This is a genomic window from Sorangiineae bacterium MSr11367 (assembly GCA_037157805.1).
Lineage (GTDB): Bacteria > Myxococcota_A > Polyangia > Polyangiales > Polyangiaceae > Pendulispora > Pendulispora rubella.
Genome location: CP089983.1, coordinates 8,357,441 through 8,378,603, shown reverse-complemented (window position 1 = coordinate 8,378,603; position 21,163 = coordinate 8,357,441). Strand labels below are relative to the sequence as shown.

Annotated in this window: 3 protein-coding genes (1 of these 3 only partly in view); all 3 read left to right on the top strand. The window is 68.0% G+C overall.

Annotation, left to right across the window (positions count from 1 at the left end):
- Tightly spaced (each overlapping or abutting the next), the 3 genes in view from LVJ94_32470 to LVJ94_32460 form a layout consistent with a single transcriptional unit that may run on beyond the window.
- On the top strand, positions 1-2,415 hold the final stretch of the coding sequence (locus LVJ94_32470) for a non-ribosomal peptide synthase/polyketide synthase (GenBank protein ID WXB01623.1). Its footprint begins 34,953 nt before the window's first position; the window shows 2,415 of its 37,368 coding nt (coding positions 34,954-37,368); the start codon falls outside the window, past its left edge; it ends in the stop codon at positions 2,413-2,415.
- On the top strand, positions 2,415-18,758 hold the full coding sequence (locus LVJ94_32465) for a non-ribosomal peptide synthase/polyketide synthase (GenBank protein WXB01622.1): 16,344 nt from the start codon (positions 2,415-2,417) through the stop codon (positions 18,756-18,758). The genes LVJ94_32470 and LVJ94_32465 overlap by 1 nt, the downstream gene beginning before the upstream one ends.
- Positions 18,755-21,163, top strand: coding sequence for a penicillin acylase family protein (locus LVJ94_32460; protein WXB01621.1), 2,409 nt, complete (start codon positions 18,755-18,757; stop codon positions 21,161-21,163). Before LVJ94_32465 ends, LVJ94_32460 begins: the two co-directional genes overlap by 4 nt.

Sequence of the window (21,163 nt, the reverse complement as noted above, 5' to 3'; positions counted from 1 at the left end):
GAGTCGCTGCACCGGCTCGGGCGCGAGCATGGCGCGACCTTGTTCATGACCTTGCTCCTCGCCTTCGAGGTGCTCTTGGCGCGCTACAGCGGTGCGAGCGATATCAGCGTGGGAACCGCCGTGGCCAATCGGGGTCACGTGGAAATGGAGCCGCTCATCGGTTTCTTCGTGAACACGCTGGTGATGCGCAGTGATCTGTCGGGCAATCCGCGTTTCGTGGATGCACTGAAGCAGGTGCGGGAAAGCGTGCTGGGTGCGCATGCCCACCAGGACGTGCCCTTCGAGAAGCTCGTGGAGGCGCTCGTTTCGGAGCGCGATCCAAGCCGAACGCCGCTCTTTCAGGCGATGTTCGTGCTTCAAAATGCGCCCATCGCGGCCCTGGCGCTGCCCGGCCTGGAGCTCTCGCCGATGGACCCGGAGGCGGACGTCGCGAAGTTCGACCTGACCTTGTCGCTCGAAGAAGCGAACGGCGAGGTGCGCGGTGCCCTGGAGTACAACGCGGATCTCTTCGACGCGGCGACCATCGCGCGGATGACGGCGAACTTCGGCGTGCTGCTCCAGGGGATTGCCGCGGCGCCGCAGCAGCGTATCGAAGACCTGCCCGCGATGGGGGAGGCGGAGCGCCGGAACGTGCTCGGGGCGTGGAACGCGACCTCGACGGATTACGCGCGGCACGCGACCGTGCACGGACTCTTCGAAGCGCAGGCTGCGAGGACCCCGGACGCCGTCGCGGTCGTCTTTGGTGATGCGCAACTGACGTACGCGCAGCTGAATCGGAAAGCGAATCGACTGGCACACCACCTCCGGTCGAAGGGGGTGGGGCCGGAGACGCGGGTCGGCCTCTCGGTGGAGCGCTCGCCGGAGATGATCGCCGGGCTGCTGGGCATCTTGAAGGCGGGCGGCACCTACGTGCCTCTGGATCCGGAGTACCCGGCCGAGCGCATCCGCCTGATGCTGGACGAAGCACCGCTCGGTGCGATGGTGGACCCGAAGGCGGACCTCGCGGGGCAGCCAGAAACGAATCCGGCGATCGCGGTGGGGGCGGAGAACGCCGCGTACGTCATGTTCACCTCGGGCTCGACGGGCCGGCCGAAGGGCGTGACCATTCCGCATCGCGCGGTGGTTCGTCTGGCGCTCGCGCGCAACTACGTTCGCATCGAGCCCGGCGACGTCGTCCTGCAGTATGCCCCGGTGTCGTTCGATGCCTCGACCTTCGAGGTGTGGAGCGCCTTGCTGCAAGGGGCTCGGATCGCCGTGGCACCGCCGGGGGCACTGTCGCTCGAGGAGCTCGGTGCGACCTTGGCGGAGCACGGTGTGACGGTCGCCTGGATGACCGCGCCGCTGTTTCACCAAATGGTCGACGATGGCGTGCAGAGGCTGCGCGGCCTACGTGCCCTGCTCGCCGGCGGGGATGCCTTGTCGCCGGACCACGTGCGGCGGGCACGCGCGGCGCTGCCGGGCTGCCAGATCATCAATGGGTACGGCCCGACGGAGAACACGACGTTCACGTGCTGCGGGCCGGTGGACGAAGATCGCGCCGGCGCGTCCGTTCCCATCGGGCGACCGATCGACAACACGCGCGTGTACCTGTTGGACGCCAACCTCGAACCGGTGCCGGTGGGGGCCGTGGGCGAGGTTTACACGGGTGGCGACGGCCTGGCGCGCGGTTACCTTGGGCGCGCCTCCCTCACGGCGGAGCGCTTCATCGCGGACCCACACGGCGAGCCGGGGTCGCGCCTCTATCGCGTCGGCGATCTCGGACGGTACCTTGCCGACGGGCGCATCGAGTTCCTCGGACGCGTCGACCGGCAGGTGAAGCTGCGCGGCTTCCGCATCGAGCTCGCGGAGATTGAAGCGGTGCTCGGTGAGCACGCCTCGGTGTCGCAGGCCGTCGCGGTGGTCCGCGAAGACGGCGGCGTCAAGCGCCTCGTGGCCTACGTCGTCTCGACCGCGGAGGTGAGCGAACTCCGTGAGCACCTCGCGGGCAAGCTACCCGGCTACATGGTGCCCGCCGCGTTCGTGCATCTCGATGCGTTGCCGTTGAGCCCGAACGGCAAGGTGAATCGCGCCGCGTTGCCCGCACCGGAGGCGCGCGCGGCCAACGGCGGCGCGTACGAGCCACCGCGAACCGAAACCGAGCGACTCGTTGCCGCGATGATGGCGGAGGTGCTGAAGGTGCCACGCGTCGGGTTGCACGACGACTTCTTCGCCCTGGGCGGGCATTCGCTCCTGGCGACGCAGGTGATCTCACGGGTGCGCGAGACCTTCGGGGTCGACGTGCCGTTGCGGAGTCTCTTCGAGCGGCCGACCGTTGCCGGGTGCGCCGAAGCCATCGAAGGGCTCCTCGCCGCACGGACCCGCATCCGATACGCAGAGCTGGCCGACATCGACGATGTCGAGGAGGGCGATCTCTAATGGATCTCGATTTGATGCGCCGCCTCGAGGCGGCCGGTGTGGCCTTGTGGCTCGATGGGGATACCTTGCGCTACCGCGCCGCACGCGGGGCACTCGGGCCCGAGCTTCGCGACGAGCTGCGGGCACGCAAGGATGAGATCCTTCGGTTCCTCCGGGCGAACGCCGGAAGCGAGGGTGCCGCGGATGAAGCCAACACGCCCATCGTGCCGGTGCCGCGCGACGGTGAGCTGCCGCTCTCGTTTGCCGAGCAGCGACTTTGGTTCTTGGACCAGCTCGAGGGGCGCAGTGCGGTGTACAACGTTCCCATCGCCCTTCGCGTGCGCGGACGCCTGGACGTGCCCGCACTGGCGCAGGTCTTTGGCGAGGTGGTGCGCCGGCACGAGGTGCTGCGAACCGTGTTCACCCTGCGCGATGGCCAGGCGGTGCGAACGATTCGTCCCGCGCCCGAGGGCTACGCGATCCCGGTGATCGATCTCTCGCGGCTGCCCGAGCATCAGCGTGCCATCGAGGTGGAGCGCGTGGTGGCGGACGAGGGAAGCCTCCCATTCGATCTGGCCCAAGGCCCACTGCTCCGAACCTCGCTGCTGCGCCTCGGGGCCGAGGAGCATGTGCTGCTCGTGACCATGCACCACATCGTCTCGGACGGCTGGTCGATGGGCGTGCTCGTTCAGGAGGTGGGCGCACTCTACCCGGCCTTCGTCGAAGGAAAGCCGTCTCCGTTGCCGGCGCTGGGGATTCAATACGCGGACTTCGCGGCGTGGCAGCGGCAGAGGCTCTCGGGCGACGTGCTCGCCGCCGAGCTCGGGTACTGGAAGAAGCGGCTCACGGGCGTGCGCCCGCTCGAGCTCCCGACGGATCGGCCGCGCCCGGCCCTGCCGGGTCATCGCGGTGCGAGCTTGGAAATCGTGGTGCCCGAGTCGCTCACGGTGTCGCTGCGCAGCCTTGGTCGCCAGCACGGCGCCACGCTGTTCATGACGCTTCTCGCCGCCTTCCACGTGCTTCTCGCGCGCTACAGCGGCGCGTCCGACATTGCGGTGGGTACGCCACTGGCCAACCGGAATCGCGCGGAGGTCGAGCCGCTCATCGGGTTCTTCGTGAACACCCTGGTGATGCGCAGCGACCTCTCCGGGAATCCGCGGTTCGTGGACCTTCTCGCGCAGGTGCGGGAGGCGGCGCTGGGGGCGTACGCGCACCAAGACGTTCCCTTCGAGAAGCTGATCGACGCGCTGGACGTGGAGCGCGATGCGAGCCGCACGCCCCTGTTTCAGACGATGTTCGCCCTGCAAAACGCCCCCGTCGGCACCCTCTCGTTGCCCGGCGTGGAGCTCTCGCCCGTGGCCGCGGACGCGCCCGTCGCCAAGTTCGATCTGACACTGCTTTTGACCGAATCGAAGGACGGCGATCTGCGAGGGACCCTGGAGTACGACCGCGATCTCTTCGAGGCCGAGAGCATCGCCGGCATGATCGAGCACTTCGGCGTGCTACTGCGCGGGATCGCGGCCGCACCCGCGACCAGGGTCGGCGAGCTACCGCTGCTCGCGGAGGGGGAGCGGCAGCAGGTCGTGCGCGCGTGGAATGCGACCGACGCCGACTACCCGAACGATGCGTGCGCCCACCACCTCTTCGAGGCTCGCGTCGCGCAGGCTCCGGACGCGGTGGCCTTGGTCCTTGGTGACGAGCAGATCACCTACCGCGCGCTGAACGAGCGCGCCGGCCGCCTTGCTCGGCGTCTTGCCGCACGCGGTGTGGGGCCCGACGATTTCGTTGGCCTCTGCATGGACCGATCGCCCGAGATGGTGGTGGGGCTTTTGGGCATCCTCAAAGCTGGGGCGGCGTACGTGCCCCTCGACCCGACGTACCCCGAGGAGCGCCTCGCGTACATGTTGGAGGACGCAAGGCTGCGCGTTCTGTTGACGCGCGAGCACCTCGCCATGCGCCTTCCCCAGCACCGCGTGCCGACGTTGCGGATGGACGACGACGATGGCGCCCAGGCCGACGTGAGGCCCGCGCACCCGGACAACATCGCGTACGTGATTTACACCTCGGGCTCCACCGGCCGTCCCAAGGGTACGGCGTTGCCGCACCGCGGGTTGAGCAACTTGTACCGCGCCCAAGCCGCGCAATTCGCCGTCACCCCGCGGGACCGCGTTCTGCAGTTCGCGTCGATGAGTTTCGACGCCTCCGTCTTCGAAATGTGCATGGCGCTTCTCCAGGGCGCAACCTTGGTGCTCGCCGACGCGGCGACCGTGGGATCGCCCGTGGATCTCGCGGCGTCGATCCGCGAGCAGGCCATCACCTTGGTGACCTTGCCGCCCTCGATGCTGGCCGTGCTCGATGCGCACCTGCCCTCGCTCCGGCTGATCGTGACCGCGGGCGATCGATGCACCGAGTCCATCGTTCGCACGTGGTCCGAGGGACGATCGCTGGTCAATGCGTATGGCCCGACGGAGACGACCATCTGGGCATCGGCGCACCTGTGCCGCACGGACGACGCGGGCGCGCCCTCCATCGGGCGACCGATCCTCAACACGCGCACGTACGTGCTCGGTCCCGAGCTGGATCCGCTGCCGGTGGGTGTTCCCGGGGAGCTGTACATCGGCGGCATCACGGTGGGGCGCGGCTACGTCGGTCGCCCCGAGTTGACCGCGGAGCGTTTCCTCGCCGATCCTTTCGCGGCGGGTTCCGGTGCGCGCCTCTATCGCACGGGCGACGTAGCGCGCTGGCGTGGCGACGGCACCCTCGAGTTCTTGGGCCGCGCAGACCACCAGGTGAAGATCCGCGGTTTCCGCATCGAGCTCGGCGAAATCGAAGCCGCCTTGTCGGCGCACGCGAAGGTGACCGCGTGCGCGGTTCTCGCCTGCCAGGACGGGCCGGGCGAGCGAAGTCTGGTGGCGTACCTCGTGGGGGAAGAGCCGCTTTCGGTGCCCGAACTTCGCGAGTACCTGCAGGCGACGTTGCCCGCGTACATGGTGCCGGCCATCTTCGTGCAGCTTCCCGCGCTGCCGCTGAACCCTGCGGGCAAGGTCGACCGCAAGGCGTTGCCTGCGCCCGACGAGACGTCGCGCCTTTCCTCGGGCGCCGTGTACGAAGCTCCGCGAAACACCACGGAGGCTACGCTCGCCGATATTTGGGCCAAGGTTCTCCGTCAAGCGCGCGTGGGCATCCACGAGAATTTCTTCGAGGCGGGGGGCGATTCGATCCTGACGATCCAAGTCGTAGCCCGTGCCAACCGCGCGGGTTTGCCCATGACCCCGCGGCTGCTGTTCCAGCACCCCACCGTGGCCGAATTGGCCGGCGCCATCGCCTCTGGAGCCCGGTCCGCGCCGGAAGAGGAGGGCCCGATCGAAGGTGAGGCACCCCTTACACCCATCCAGCGGTGGTTTTTCGAACTTGGGTTGCAATCGCAGCACCATTTCAATCAATCCGTCATGTTCGAGGTGAACGCGCCCTTGGGCGGTTCACCGAAGGCTCTCCTCGCGCGCGCGCTTCGTGCCTTGTCCGTGCACCACGATGCACTGCGCTTTCGCTACGATTTCGCTTCGGGGGCGGTTCGCCAGCATCACGGCGAGGCCGAGGTTGCGCTCGCGGTCGTGGACCTCGGCGGCGTGCCGGAGCACGAGCAAGCGTCGGTCCTCGCCTCGCGGGCCGCCGAGGAGCAAGCGCGCATCGACCTTTCGCGTGGACCGTTGCTTCGCGCGGTGTGGTTCGAGCTTGGCGCGGGGCGTCCGGGACGCCTCCTTCTCGTGGCCCATCACCTGGTGATCGACGGCGTTTCGTGGCGCATTCTCCTTCACGATCTGCAGCTTGCGGTGGATGCCATGGCCGCGGGGGAGGAGCCGCGTTTGGGGCCCAAGGGCACCTCCTTCAAGCGATGGGCGGAGCGGCTCGCGGAGCACGCCCGGAGCCCCGAGCTCGCTCGAGAGTCCAGCTACTGGACCGAGGCCGCCGCCGGCGTGCCCTCCCTGCCGCGTGACCTCGCGGGCGGCGAGAACACGCGTGCGCACGCGGACAGCGTGCACGCATCGTTGACCGCCGAAGAGACCGAGTCACTGTTGAAACGCGTTCCCTCGGCGTACCACACGCAGATCAACGACGTGCTGCTCACGGCCCTGTCGCGCACCTTGCTCGAGTGGGCGGGTGGCGAGGTGGTTCGGCTCGACCTCGAAGGCCATGGACGCGAGGAGCTGTGGAACGGCATCGACCTATCGCGCACGGTGGGCTGGTTTACCACGCTCTTTCCCGTGAGCTTCGCCCTGCCCACGGACACGGGGCCCGGTGAGGCGCTCAAGTCCATCAAGGAGCAACTGCGCCGGATCCCGAATCACGGCATCGAATATGGGCTGCTTCGCTACCTCGGCGACGACCAGACGCAGGCGAAACTTCGCGCCATGCCCGCGGCGGAGGTGAGCTTCAACTATTTCGGGCAGGTCGACGAAGCCGTCGAAGCGCTATCGTCCTTTCGCCCCGCGCGCGAAGGACGAGGTCCCGAGCAGGCCCCGGAGGGAGCCCGCGCGCACGCGCTGGAGGTGAGCGTCATCGTCGACGGCGGACGCCTTCACACGGAGTGGACGTTTTGCACCGGCCTCCATGCGCGCAACACCGTCGCGGGTTTGGCGGAGCGCTTCGTGGGCCACCTGCGCGCGCTGATCGCCCACTGCCTGTCGCCCGAGGCGGGTGGCTACACGCCGTCGGACTTCCCCCTCGCTCGGATCGAGCAGGCCGCGCTCGATGGTTTGATCGGCCGCGGGCAAGGCATCGAGGACGTGTACCGGCTTTCGCCGATGCAGCAGGGTATGATCTTTCATACCCTGCGCGAGCCGGCGTCCGGGGCGTACTTCGAGCAGCTGCGATGCACGCTCGAGGGAACCCTCGACGCCGTCGCATTCGAACGGGCGTGGCAGCGCGCGGTCGAGCGCAACCCCGTATTGCGTACCTCGTTCCATTGGGGAAATCTCGAGGATCCCGTGCAGGTCGTGCACGCGCACGCCGCGCTGCCGTTCACGCACGAGGACCTTCGCGCGCTCCCCGAATCCGAGCGCCGCGGCTGGGTGCGCGCGTACCTCGAGCGCGATCGCGCGCGGGGCTTCGAGCTGACCGAGGCGCCGCTGATGCGCGTGCTCTTGGCGCGGACGGCCGACGACGCGTACGAGCTCGTCGTGAGCTCGCACCACGCGCTCCTGGATGGATGGAGTCTGCCGCTGCTCTTCGGGGACGTCTTCGAGGGCTACCAGGGCTCGTCGCGCCCGGCGGGGCGGCCGTACCGCGACTACATCGCGTGGCTCGAGCAGCAGGATCCGCGTGAAGCTCGCGCATTCTGGGCCGAACGGCTGCGCGGTTTTTCCGAGCCGACGTCATTGCGCCTTCCGAGTCCGCCCGCGGGGGAAGGGAGCCCGTACGAGGTCGAGGTGCGGCTGCCGGCGGAGACGGCGCGGGCGCTCCACACGGTGGCGCGTCAACGCCGGGTGACCTTGAACACGCTCGTGCAGGGCGCGTGGGCCATTCTTCTAAGCCGCTACGGTGGCACCAACGACGTCCTGTTCGGCGCGACGGTGGCAGGACGGCCCGCGGATCTCGACGGTGTCGAATCCATGGTGGGGTTGTTCATCAACACGCTGCCGGTGCGCGTTCGCGTCGAAGCCGATGACGCGCTCCTGCCGTGGCTGGAGGAGCTGCAGGCTCTGCAAGCGGAGATGCGGCAGTACGAGCATACGCCGCTCATCGAGGTGCAGGCCGCGAGCGAGGTGCGCGGGCAGGCTTTGTTCGACACTCTGGTGGTGTTCGAGAACTACCCCATCGATGCGGCAACCGGCGCGGAGGGCGCGTTGCGTGTCCGTGAGGTGGAGGGGCTCGAGCGCACGAATTATGGCGTGACGGCCGTCGTCGCGCCGGGGTCGAACGAGCTCGGGTTGAAGCTTTCGTACGATGGGCAGCGCTTCGACCGCCGCGCCATCGAGCGCGTTCTGCAACATTGGAGCACCTTGCTCGAGGGCATCGCCGCCGCGCCGGATCGGCGCATCGGAGATCTGCCCGCGATGCGGGACGCCGAGCGGCGGCGGGTGCTCGAGACGTGGAACGCGACGACGACGGAGTACGCGCGACATGCGACGGTGCATGGGCTGTTCGAGGCGCAAGCCGCGCGGACGCCGGACGCTGTGGCCGTGGTGTTCGAGGAGGAGCAGATCACGTTTGGGGAGTTGAATCGGCGGGCGAATCGCCTGGCGCACCACCTTCGCGCGCAGGGGGTTGGTCCGGAGACGTTGGTGGGGCTGTCGCTGGAGCGCTCGCCGGCGATGCTGGTGGGGCTGCTGGGGATTCTGAAGGCGGGAGGCGCGTACGTGCCGCTGGATCCGGAGTACCCGGCGGAGCGGATTCGGTTGATGCGGGAGGAAGCGCCGCTGGGTGCGATGGTGGACGCCCATATCGACCTGACGGGGCAGCCGGAGACGAACCTGCCGATGGCGGTGGGGGCGGAGAATGCGGCGTACGTGATGTTCACGTCCGGTTCGACGGGGCGTCCGAAGGGGGTGACGATTCCGCACCGCGCGGTGGTTCGCTTGGCGACGGCGCGCAATTACGTTCGGATCGCGCCCGGGGACGTGCTTCTGCAGTACGCGCCGGTGTCGTTCGATGCCTCGACGTTCGAGGTGTGGAGCGGGCTGCTGCAAGGCGCGCGTGTGGCGATGGCACCGCCGGGAGCGCTGTCGCTGGAGGAGCTGGGGGCGGTGGTGAACCGTCACGGCGTGACGGTGATGTGGCTGACGGCGCCGCTGTTTCATCAAATGGTGGACGACGGTGTTGAGCGGCTGCGGGGTGTGCGCGCGTTGTTGGCGGGTGGCGACGCCCTTTCGGTCACGCACGTGCGACGTGCCCGAGAGGCCTTGCCGGATTGCCAGATCATCAACGGGTACGGGCCGACCGAGAACACGACGTTCACGTGCTGCTGGCCCGTCGATGAGGAGGTTCTGGGTGCGACGGTTCCAATCGGGCGACCGATCGACAACACGAAGGTGTACTTGCTGGACGCGAACCTGGAGCCCGTGCCCGCGGGGGCCGTGGGGGAGGTGTACGCCGCGGGCGACGGCCTCGCGCGCGGTTATGTGGGGCGGCCGGAGCTGACGGCGGATCGATTCATCGCGAACCCGTACGGAGAAGGACGGCTGTACCGGGTAGGGGACCTGGCGCGGCACCTGGAGGACGGCCGGCTGGACTTCATCGGACGCGTGGACCACCAGGTGAAGATCCGAGGATTCCGCATCGAGCTGAGGGAGATCGAGTCCGCGTTGGAAAGTCACGGCGCAGTGCAATCGAGCGTGGTGCTGGCGCGCGAGGACGGAGGAGAGAAACGCCTGGTGGCCTATGTGATAGGCGAGCTGTCATCGGCGGCGCTGCAAGAATACCTGCGTGCGAAATTGCCCGGCTACATGGTCCCTGCTGCATTCGTGCAGCTCGATGCGTGGCCGCTCAACGCGAACGGCAAGGTCGATCGTAAAGCCCTCCCTGCCCCGGACCGCACGGCGGGGGCTGCCTACGAGGCGCCGCGCACCGACGTGGAGGCCCTGGTGGCGGGGATCGTCGCCGAGGTGCTCGGGCTCGAGCGGGCCGGCGTGCACGACGACTTTTTCGAGCTGGGCGGCCACTCGCTGACCGCCACCCGCGTCATGGCGCGGCTTCGCGCACTGTGTGGCGTGGACCTTCCGCTCCGCGACATTTTCGAGGCCCCCACTGTCGCGGCCCTCGCCGAGCGCGTCGAGTTCGCACGGCGCGCCGGGGATAGCCCGGCCGAGCTCCCGCTGCTTCCCATGCCGCGGAAGGCGGAGCTCCCGCTGTCCTTCGCGCAACAGCGACTCTGGTTCCTGGACCAATTGGAGCCCGGCGGCTCCTCGTACAACGTGCCCGCGGCCTTCCGCCTGCGCGGAGGACTCGACGCGGCGATCCTCGGCCGCGTCTTCGGCGAGGTGGTCCGAAGGCACGAAGCACTTCGCACGACCTTCGCCTCCAACGGTGGAACGGCCACGCAGGTCGTCCACCCCCCGCCGCCCGCGTGGGATCTGCCCATCGCGGACCTCACTGGCCTGCCCGATGCCGAGGCGGAGGTGCGACGTCGCGTGCACGACGAAGCGATGCGCCCGTTCGATCTGGCCAAGGGCCCGCTGCTTCGCACGACCCTGCTACGCCTCGCCCCCGAGGAGCATGTCTTGCTCCTCACGATGCACCACATCGTGTCCGATGGTTGGTCGACCGGGGTGCTCGTCCAGGAAATTGCCGCCCTTTACGGCGCCTTTCTCCAGGGGGCTCCATCGCCTTTGCCGGACCTCGCGCTTCAATATGCCGACTTTGCCGCGTGGCAGCGCCAGTGGCTATCGGGCTCCGTGATGCAAAAGCATCTCGACTACTGGAGCGCGCAGCTTGCGAATGCATCCACGTTGGAATTGCCAACGGATCGCCCCCGGCCCTCGGTCCAGACCTTCCGCGGCCGCACCCAACCCGTCCTTCTGCCGGCGCCGTTGACCGAGGCGCTCCTTCGTCTGAGCCGCGAGCGGGGCGTGACCCTCTTCATGACGCTCCTGGCGGCATTCCAAGTGCTCCTTTCACGCTACAGCGGCCAGACCGACATCAGCGTGGGCACGCCGGTGGCGAATCGGAATCGGCGAGAGGTCGAGCCCCTCATCGGCTTTTTCGTCAACACCCTGGTTCTTCGCGGTGACCTTTCCGGCCAGCCGCGCTTCGCGGACCTGCTCCGCGCCGTTCGGGAGCGTGCGTTGGAAGCGTACGCGCACCAGGACACGCCGTTCGAAAAAGTCGTGGAGGCCTTGGACGTCCCGCGCGATCTCGGCCGAACGCCGCTCTTTCAAGCCATGTTCGTCCTGCAGAACGCGCACTCGAGCGTCGGTGGGCGAGGGTTCTCGCTGCCGGGCGTCCAGCTCGAATCCCTCGACGTCGAGGCGGACATCGCCAAGTTCGATCTCACCCTCTCGCTCACCGAGGAAGACGGCGAGCTGCGCGGTGGCCTGGAGTACAACCGCGACCTCTTCGACGACGCGACCATCGCGCGCATGATGGCGAACTTCGGTGTGCTGCTGCGTGGCATCGTGGCCGCTCCCGAGGCGCGCATCGATGCACTCCCGCTCTTGACCGACGCGGAACGGCAGAAGGTCGCGGTGGCCTGGAACACTACGGAGGTGGCCTTTCCTCGCGATGTCTGCGTGCACCAGCTCGTCGAGGGGCACGCGGAGCGCACCCCCGACGCGGTGGCCGCCCATTTCGGCGATCAGCAAATCACGTTCGGCGCATTGAACCGGCGTGCCAACCGGCTGGCCCATCACCTGCGCGCGCGGGGCGTGGGGCCCGGCGTTGCGGTGTGCATCTGCGTCGAGCGGTCGCTCGAGATGCTCGTCGGCCTCCTGGGCATCTCCAAAGCGGGTGGCGCCTACGTGCCGCTCGACCCGAGGCACCCGGTGGGGCGGATGGCGCCCATCCTCGAAGAGGTGGGGGCGCCGGTGGTGCTCACGCAATCGCGCCTCGTCGACCGTTTGCCCGCATCCCGCGCGGGCATCGTCCTGCTCGATGCACCCCTCGACGCGGGCGCCGATGCGCGCGAGGACGATCCGGTCAGCGGCGTCGGGCCGGGGCACTTGGCGTACGTGATCTACACCTCCGGCTCCACCGGGGCCCCCAAGGGCGTCATGATCTCGCACGACGCGTTGGCGAACTACCTCGATTGGGCCGTACGCACATACCGGCCCGCCGAGGGGCGCGGTGCGCCCGTGCAATCGCCGCTCGGCTTCGACTTGACCATCAGCAGCCTCTTCGTCCCGCTCGTGGCAGGGCGTGCGGTCCACCTCCTGCCCGATGAGCAAGACGTCGAGGAGCTCGGGCGGTCGCTGCGCGGCGGTGCGGACTTCAGCTTGGTGAAGCTCACGCCGGCGCACCTCGAGATCCTCGCCGGGCAGCTCGCGCCGAACGAAATCGCCAGTCGAACCCGCTTGTTCGTCATCGGTGGCGAGGCCCTTTCGAGCGAGCAGATCGCCTTCTTCCGCGAGCACGCCCCCGACACACGTCTCGTGAACGAATACGGACCCACTGAGACTACGGTGGGGTGTTGCGTGTACGAGGTACCACCCGGCCCGATGCCGTCCGGGGCGGTGCCGATCGGCAAGCCTATCGCCAACACGCGCCTGTACGTCGTGGATGCCGGTGGGGAGCTCGTGCCACGGGGCGCCATCGGTGAGCTGTGCATCGGTGGTGCCGGCCTCGCGCGGGGCTACGCAAACCAGCCGGCGCGTACGGCGGAGAAGTTCATCCCCGATCCCTTCGGCACGACGCCCGGCCAACGCTTGTACCGCACGGGCGACCGCGTCCGCTGGCTGCCCTCGGAGGAGCTCGAGTACCTCGGCCGCGCGGACCATCAGGTGAAGATCCACGGGTATCGCATCGAGCTCGGCGAAATCGAATCGGCACTCGCCGAGCACCCCGAGGTGCGCGCATCGGTGGTGATCGCGCGCGATGCGCGGCTCGTGGCCTACGTGGTCGCCGCGCCGTCGCTCTCCGCCGCATCGTTGCGGGAACGCCTCCGGGCAAAATTGCCCGAATACATGATCCCGGCGGCATTCGTGCAGCTCGAGGCGCTGCCCCTCAGCACCAACGGAAAGGTGGACCGAAAGGCGCTGCCCGCCCCCGACGCCGCGCACATGGAGAGCGGCACGACCTACGAGGCACCTCGAACGGCCATCGAGGCCAACCTCGCGGCCATCTGGAGCGACGTGCTGCGTTTGCCGCGCGTGGGGGTGCACGAGAACTTCTTCGAAATCGGCGGCGACTCGATCCTGTCGATTCAGGTCGTCGCGCGCGCCAACCCGTTGGGATTGCGGCTATCGCCGAAGCTTTTGTTCCAGCATCCGACCATCGCGGAGCTCGCGATGGTCGCTCAGCCGGGACCCACGGCCTCCGCCGAGCAAGGCGAGATCACTGGTGATGTGCCGCTCACCGCCATTCAGCGGTGGTTCTTCGAGCGGTATGTGCCGGGGTTGCCGTCGCCGCATCACTACAATCAGTCGCTGATGTTCGAGGTCGCGCTCGACGCGGGTGTTGCCCAGCGCGCGCTCGATGCCATCGTGCGGCACCACGACGCTCTGCGCCTTCGTTACGTGCAGGATGCACATGGTGTGTCCCAGGGCCACGAAGCCGCGGGCTCCGCCGCGTTCGAGCGGATCGATCTCTCGGAGGTCCCCGATGCGGCGATGAGCCGCACCCTCGAAGCGCACGCCGCCCGACTGCAGGCGAGCCTCGACTTGGGCCGAGGTCCGGTCTTTCGCGCCGCATGGTTCGAGCTTGGGGCGGAGCGTCCCGGGCGGCTCCTGCTGGTGGCGCATCACCTGGTGATCGACGGTGTCTCGTGGCGGATCGTGCTGGAAGACCTCCATCGCGCCGTCACCCAAATCGCCGCCGGGGAGGACGTTTGTCTCCCGCCGAAGACCACCTCGTTCAAGCGTTGGTCCGAGCACCTTCGTGCGCATGCCGAATCGTCTGCGCTCGACACGGAGCTTCCCTATTGGACCGGCCGGCCATGGAGTCGGGTGCGCCCGCTTCCGCGGGATCTCGGCGGGGACAATACCCACGCGGCCGCGGGCACGGTGCACGTGGCGTTGCGCGCCGATGAGACCGAGGCGCTCTTGAAGCGCGTCCCTCAGGTTTACCGCACGCAGATCAACGACGTGCTGCTTACGGCCTTGTCCGAGGCACTCGGCGCGTGGACCGGTGGCGACGTCGTGCTCGTGGACCTCGAAGGCCACGGCCGTGAGGAGCTGTTCGACGATGCGAACGAGCGCATCGACCCATCGCGCACCGTCGGCTGGTTCACCTCGCTCTTTCCCGTCGTGCTGGAGACGTCCCGGCACGGCGCGCCGGGCGAGGCCCTCAAGTCGATGAAGGAGCAGCTGCGGCGGATCCCGAACCGCGGCATCGGATACGGCATGCTGCGCTACTTGCGCGGCGTGGGCGCCTCGCTCGAGGCATTGCCGGCCGCGGAGGTGAGCTTCAACTACCTCGGCCAGATGGATGGCTCGCTCGAGGACTCGTCGGCCTTCCGCGTCGCATCCGAGGGTCGCGGCCCGGAAATGGACCCGAAAGGTCGCCGCGCCTACCTCGTCGACGTCGTCGGCATGGTCACGGATGGGCGCTTGCGCCTCGATTGGGTCTACGGCACGGGCGTCCACGATCGCAGCACGATCGAGGCGGTGGCGGCGGCCTTCCTGGCACGCCTCCGCGCGCTCATCGCGCATTGCCTCTTGCCGGATGCCGGTGGCTACACGCCGTCGGACTTCCCCCTGGCCGCGCTCGATCAGGCGGCGCTCGACCGTCTCGTGGGCGATGGCCGCGACGTGGAGGACGTCTACCGCCTGTCGCCGATGCAGCAGGGCATGCTCTTTCATACGCTGCGCGATCCGCACTCCGGCGTCTACCTCGAGCAAGTTCGGTGCGTGCTGGACGGCGACCTGGACGTCGCGATGTTCGAGCGGGCGTGGCGCCGAGCCGTCGAGTGGCATCCGGCCTTGCGCGTGTCGCTTCATTGGGAGGGGCTCGAGGAGCCGGTGCAGATCGTTCGCCGCCGCGTCGACGTTCCTTTCGTGCACGAGGATCTCCGTGCCCTTTCGGAGTCGCAGCAACGCACATGGATTCTGTCGTACCTCGCGAACGAGCGCGCGCGCGGCTTCGACCTGACCCGCGCGCCGCTCATGAGCCTTCTCCTGGTGAGGCAGACCGATACCGCGCACGAGTTCGTGATCAGCTCCCACCACGTGCTCATGGACGGTTGGAGCCTGCCGCTGCTTTTCGGTGACGTGTTCACCCTCTACCAAGGGTTTCGCGCCGGCCAAGAGATCGCACGACGGGCGAGCCACCCGTATCGTGACTACATTGCGTGGCTGGGCCGTCAGGACCAGGGCAAGGCGCGGGCGTTTTGGTCCGAGCGGCTTCGGGGCTTCTCCGAGCCGACGTCCCTGCGCCTTCCCGAGCCTCGCCGTGTCGAGTCCCGCGACGACGTGCACGAAGTCCACGCGCAACTGCCCGCGCCCGCGATGCGCGCGCTGGAGGCCTTGGCCAAAAAGCATCGACTGACCTTGAACACGCTGGTGCAGGGGGCGTGGGCCATCCTTCTGAGCCGCTACAGCGGGGAGCGCGACGTGGTGTTCGGCGTGCTCACCTCGGGAAGGCCCGCCGAGCTCGCGGGGGTCGAATCGATGGTCGGCCTGTTCATCAATACGCTGCCCCTGCGGCTCTTCGTCGACGCCGAAAGCCAGCTTTTACCCTGGCTGGAGGACGTGCAGGCGCAGCTCCTCGAGATGCGGCAATACGAATACACGCGCCTGGTCGACGTGCAGGCCGTGAGCGAGGCACGCGGGCAGTCGTTGTTCGATACCGTGATCGTCTTCGAAAATTACCCCATCGACGCAGCCGTGGCCCCGGCGAGCGCGCTGAGCATCCGCGACGTGCAGGGCGTGGAGCAAACGAACTACGGAATCACCGCGTTCGTGTCGCCCGGCCACGAGCTCGGACTCCGGCTCGTCTACGATGCGACCCGCTTCGAACGCAGTGCGGCCGAAGGCTTGGCCCGTCATTGGGCGACCTTGCTCGAAGGGATCGCGGGTGGACCCGGACGGCGTGTCGGCGAGCTTTCGCTGCTGTCGGAAGCGGAGCGCCGGCGGGTCGTGGAAGAATGGAACGCGACGCACGCGGACGAGCGCCCGGAGGCGAGTTTCCCCGGGTTGTTCGACGCGCAGGTCGCCCGGGCACCCGACGCGACGGCGGTGGTCTGCGGAGAGCAGCAGCTCACGTACCGGCAACTCGGTGAACGGGCCGACGAGCTCGCGCATGCACTCGCCGCGCGCGCGTCGCTGGCGGAGGGCGTCGTGGCGCTGTCGATGGATCGCGGCGTGGAGTTCCTCATTGGCATGCTCGCGGCGTGGAAAGCGGGCGGTGCATACCTTCCGCTCGATCCCGAGCACCCTTGGGAGCGTCAGGCGGAAATCCTGGAACGCAGCGGCGCACGCTGGGTGGTCGCACCCCGCGCGAGGGCACCGCGGATCGCCGAAGCCCTGTCGCGTGGCCCGCTGTCGACGCGCGTGCAGGTCGTGGCCATCGAGGACGCCCTGGAGATGACCTTGCCCATTCCCGCGGTGCGCCCGACCAGCGCCCAGCACATGGCCTACGTCATCTACACATCGGGGTCGACCGGGGTGCCCAAGGGCGCCATGGTCGAGCATCGCGGGATGCTGAATCACTTGGACGCCAAGGTGGCCGACCTGCGGCTCACCCCCGGCGACGTCATTGCCCAGACCGCATCGCAGTGCTTCGACATCTCCGTGTGGCAATACTTGGCGGCGCTGGTGGTGGGCGGCCGCGTGCACGTCTTCTCCAACGAGATCGCGCAGGATCCGCGCCGTCTGTTCGAGGAGGTCGCAGCCCACGGGATCACCATCCTGGAGATCGTCCCCTCGCTCTTGCGTGCGACCTTGGACGATATGGAGGCGCGCGGCGACGCGCCGAAGCTTCGGAGCTTGCGCTGGCTCTTGGTGACGGGCGAAGCGCTGTCGCCCGAACTATGCCGCAAATGGCTGGCACTCTATCCGGACATCCCTCTGATGAACGCCTATGGCCCCACGGAGTGCTCGGACGACGTGACGCACCATCCGATCGACGAGCCCTTCGGCGTGGAGGTCGTTCATACGCCGATTGGGCGCCCCATCCAGAATACGCGGTTGTACGTGCTCGATGCCAACCACCAGCCCGCGCCGGTGGGCGTGAGCGGCGAATTGTACGTGGGCGGTGTCGGCGTCGGGCGCGGCTATCTGAACGACGCCACGCGGACGGCGGAGACCTTCCTCCCCGATCCTTTCACGGAGAACGGCCCCACGCGTCTGTACCGAACCGGCGACGTGGCGCGCTGGCGGCCGACCGGGGAGCTCGAGTTCCTCGGGCGGGTGGACCATCAGGTGAAAGTGCGCGGCTACCGCATCGAGCTCGGCGAGATCGAGACGGTGCTGGAGCAGCACGAGGCGGTTCGCGACGTGGTCGTCACCGCATCGCACGACAAGCGGCTCGTGGCCTACATCGTCGGCGAAGACGGCGCCGAGCTTTCCGTCGCCCACCTTCGCGAGCACCTGCACACCAAGTTGCCCGCGTACATGGTCCCGTCGGTTTTCGTCGAGCTTCCCGCGTTGCCCCTGACCTCCAACGGCAAGGTGGACCGAAAGGCGTTGCCCGCACCGGACACCGCACACGCCTACCAGCAGGCACCCTACGAAGCTCCGCGCACGGCCACCGAGCATCTTCTCGCCGAGACATGGCAACGGGTTCTGCGCGCACAGCGCGTGGGCATCCACGACGATTTTTTCGAGCGGGGTGGTGACTCCATCCTGGCCATTCAGGCGGTGTCGCGCGCCCATCAGGCGGGCGTCCCGCTCACATTGAAGCTCCTCTTCGAGTATCCGACCATCGCGAAGCTCACAGCCGCCGCGGATTCGGGGGCTCGTGCGACGGGGGCATCACCTCTACTTCCGTTCCGCACCCATGGCTCGAAGCCCCCGCTCTTCTGCGTGCATCCGCTGGGGGGCTCGGCGCTGGTCTACCGTGCCCTGGCCGAGCACCTCGGCGACGATCAGCCGGTCTACGGCCTCCACGCGCCCGCGGTCGACTCCGACGAAGCGCCGGCGGAGAGCCTCGAAGCGCTCGCGCGCCGTTACGTCGAGGCCATTCGCACGGTGGCGCCCAAAGGGCCGTACCATCTCGCGGGCTGGTCCTTCGGTGGGCTGGTGGCCTTCGAGATGGCGCAGCAGCTTCGCCGCGCGGGCGACGAGGTCGGCGCCGTATGCCTTCTCGATGCGACGACCCCGTCGTTCGCCGCGGCGCACGGGAGCGGTCCGCCGCAGAACGATCCCACGGACGTCCTCTTCGTCTTCGAGCACGATTTGCCGTTCCCGGTCGAGGAACTGGTGGGGCTCTCGCCCGACGAACGCATCGCCCTCGTCGTCGAGCGCGTCGTCTCGTCGGGGGCCATGCCCGCCGCCGTGGCGGAGTCGTACGTGCGGAGGCTCGTCCGCGTCGCATCGGCCCACCTGGCCATCCAGGACGGCTACGTGATGCAGCCGTATGAAGGGCCTCTCTCCCTCGTCCGTGTGCCGCACGCGGAGGTGGATGACGGCGACTCCTCCCTCGGGTGGCGCGAGGTCGCAGGCGGCGGAATCGACATCGAGATCATGCCCGGCGACCACCTGGGCATGGTCCAGGAGCCCCAGGTGGCCGCGCTGGCCGGGCGACTGCGGAAGATCGTGTCGCGAGGTCGCCCGTGAAGTGGTGGCTAAAGGCGATCGCCGGGATCGCCGCCGTCGGTGTTCTCTCCGCCTCGGGCGGCACCTGGTACGCGGCGCGATCGCTTCCGCAGGTGGACGGAGAGGTGACCCTCGCGGGCATGTCGGCGCCCATCGAGATCGTGCGCGATGCGAGCGCCGTTCCGCACATCTACGCGGCCACGGAGCGCGACGCCTATTTCGGACTCGGCTACGTGCATGCGCAGGACCGACTCTGGCAAATGGAGCTCGGTCGCCGCCTCGGTTCGGGAACATTGTCCGAGATCCTCGGGGCGGCGGCGCTCGAGCAAGATCGCGCCGTTCGGACCATGGGGCTGCGGCACGTGGCCGAGGAAAACCTGCGCGTGCTCGACCCCGACGCGCGTGCGATGTTGGACGCCTACGTCGCGGGGGTAAATGCTCTCCTCGATGAAAAGAGGCCGCTGCCCCCGGAGTTCGCGGTCCTGCGCACCGAGCCAAGCCCGTGGACGGCCATCGATTCGCTGGTCTGGCTCCGCGTGATGGCCACCACCCTCGCGGGCAATCTCGATCAAGAGATGCAACGCCTCGCGTTGCGCGCGAAGCTGTCGCCGAAACAGATCTCCGAGCTGTTTGCTCCGTACCCCGACGAGACGCTGCCGCCCTTGCCCGATTCGCGCGCGCTGTACGGCCAGATCGACACGGAGGCGCGCGAGGTTCTGGCCAAAATGCCTCGTAGAGCGGCCGGCTCCGTGGGATCGAACAATTGGGTCGTCGACGGTCGACGAACCGAGACAGGCAAACCGCTGCTGGCCAACGACCCGCACCTGCAGCTCACCGCACCCGCCGTTTGGTATTTCGCCCATCTGAGCGCGCCCGGTCTGAATGTGATCGGCGGCACGTTTCCCGGCGTTCCCGGGGTCGTCCTCGGGCGAAATGATCACGTGGCGTGGGCCTTCACCAACACCATCTCGGACACCCAGGACTTCTTCGTGGAGAAGCCGGCGCCCGACGATCCCGCATCGTACCTGACCCCCTCCGGGCGCGCGCCCTTCCAGGTCCGCGACGAGGTGATTCGCATCAAAGATGCACCGGACGAAACCCTGCGCGTCCGCTCCACCCGCCACGGGCCCATCGTCTCGGAACTCAAGGGAATGACCCGGACCGTACCCGACATGCCGCCGGGCTACCTCATGGCGCTTCGCTCCGTCGTCCTGGAGCACGACGACCGCAGCCTCGAATTTCCCCTTCGGGCGGCCCACGCCAAGAACGCCGACGAATTTCTCGCGGCCACGAAGAGCTTCCATTCGCCCCAACAGAACATCGTCTACGCCGATGGCGACGGTGCCATCGGGTTCATCGCCGCCGGCCGCGTTCCACTTCGCGGCGTGGAGGACGACGTCCAGGGGCGCATTCCCGTGCCTGGCTGGGTGGACCGCTACGATTGGACCGGCTTCATTCCTTGGGAAGACTTGCCCCAAGTTCGAAATCCCGAATCGGGAAAAATCGTCACGGCCAATCAAAAGATCACGCCACTGGGATATCCTCATTCGATTTCGTCGGATTGGGTGCGCCCGTATCGATCGGAACGCATTTCCACCTTGCTGGACGCGACGGCGAAGCACGCGACGGGGAGCTTCGAGAAGATTCAGCTCGATCTTCACAGCGGTTCGGCGGCGGTCTTGCTTCCACACCTGATCGCTCTCGGGGGCGCGGCCGCGCGCGACGGGGACGAGAAGGCCATTTTCCAGCGTTTGCGCGGCTGGAACGGCGACATGGTCGGCACGTCGCTGGAGCCCTTGGTCTTTGCCGCCTGGGTTCGAGAGCTCGACCGCGTGATGTACGAGGACGAGGTGGGCGATCTGTTCCCGATGGTCTGGGCCGAGCGCATCGATTTTCTCGACCACGTGCTTTCCAACGTCGATGGTCAGAATCGATGGTGCGACGACGTTCGCACCCCTTCGCCGGAGTCGTGCCAGGAGGCCGTCGAAACGGCGTATCGCAATACTATGGCTTATCTGAAGAAAGAATTCGGCACGCACTACGAGGATTGGACGTGGGGAGCCGCGCATCCTTCGCACTCCGCCCACATGGTGCTCGGGCAGGTGCCGCTGCTCGGCCGCTGGTTCAACGTCGACGTGCCCGGGGTGGGGGACAATGAAACGGTGAACGTCGGCGGCTACGCCGTGGATGCTCCCGAGCAGCCGTTCTGCAGCGGGGTGGGGCCCGGATTCCGTGCCGTCTACGATCTGGCCGACCTCGAGAAATCGGTGTTCGTGCTCAGCACCGGGCAGTCGGGCCATCCGCTGTCATCGCATTATCGAGATCTCAATGCCCTCTGGTCGCGCGGCGAGTACGTGCCCCTGCGCACCGGGCGCCCTTCGGCCGACGCGGGGCGCATCGGCCTTTTGCGTCTTCGTCCCCGCTGA

Bases quoted from the DNA above. Each gene is read 5' to 3' on its own strand.
- LVJ94_32465 (WXB01622.1), top strand. From the start codon at position 2,415: ATGGATCTCGATTTGATGCGCCGCCTCGAGGCGGCCGGTGTGGCCTTG.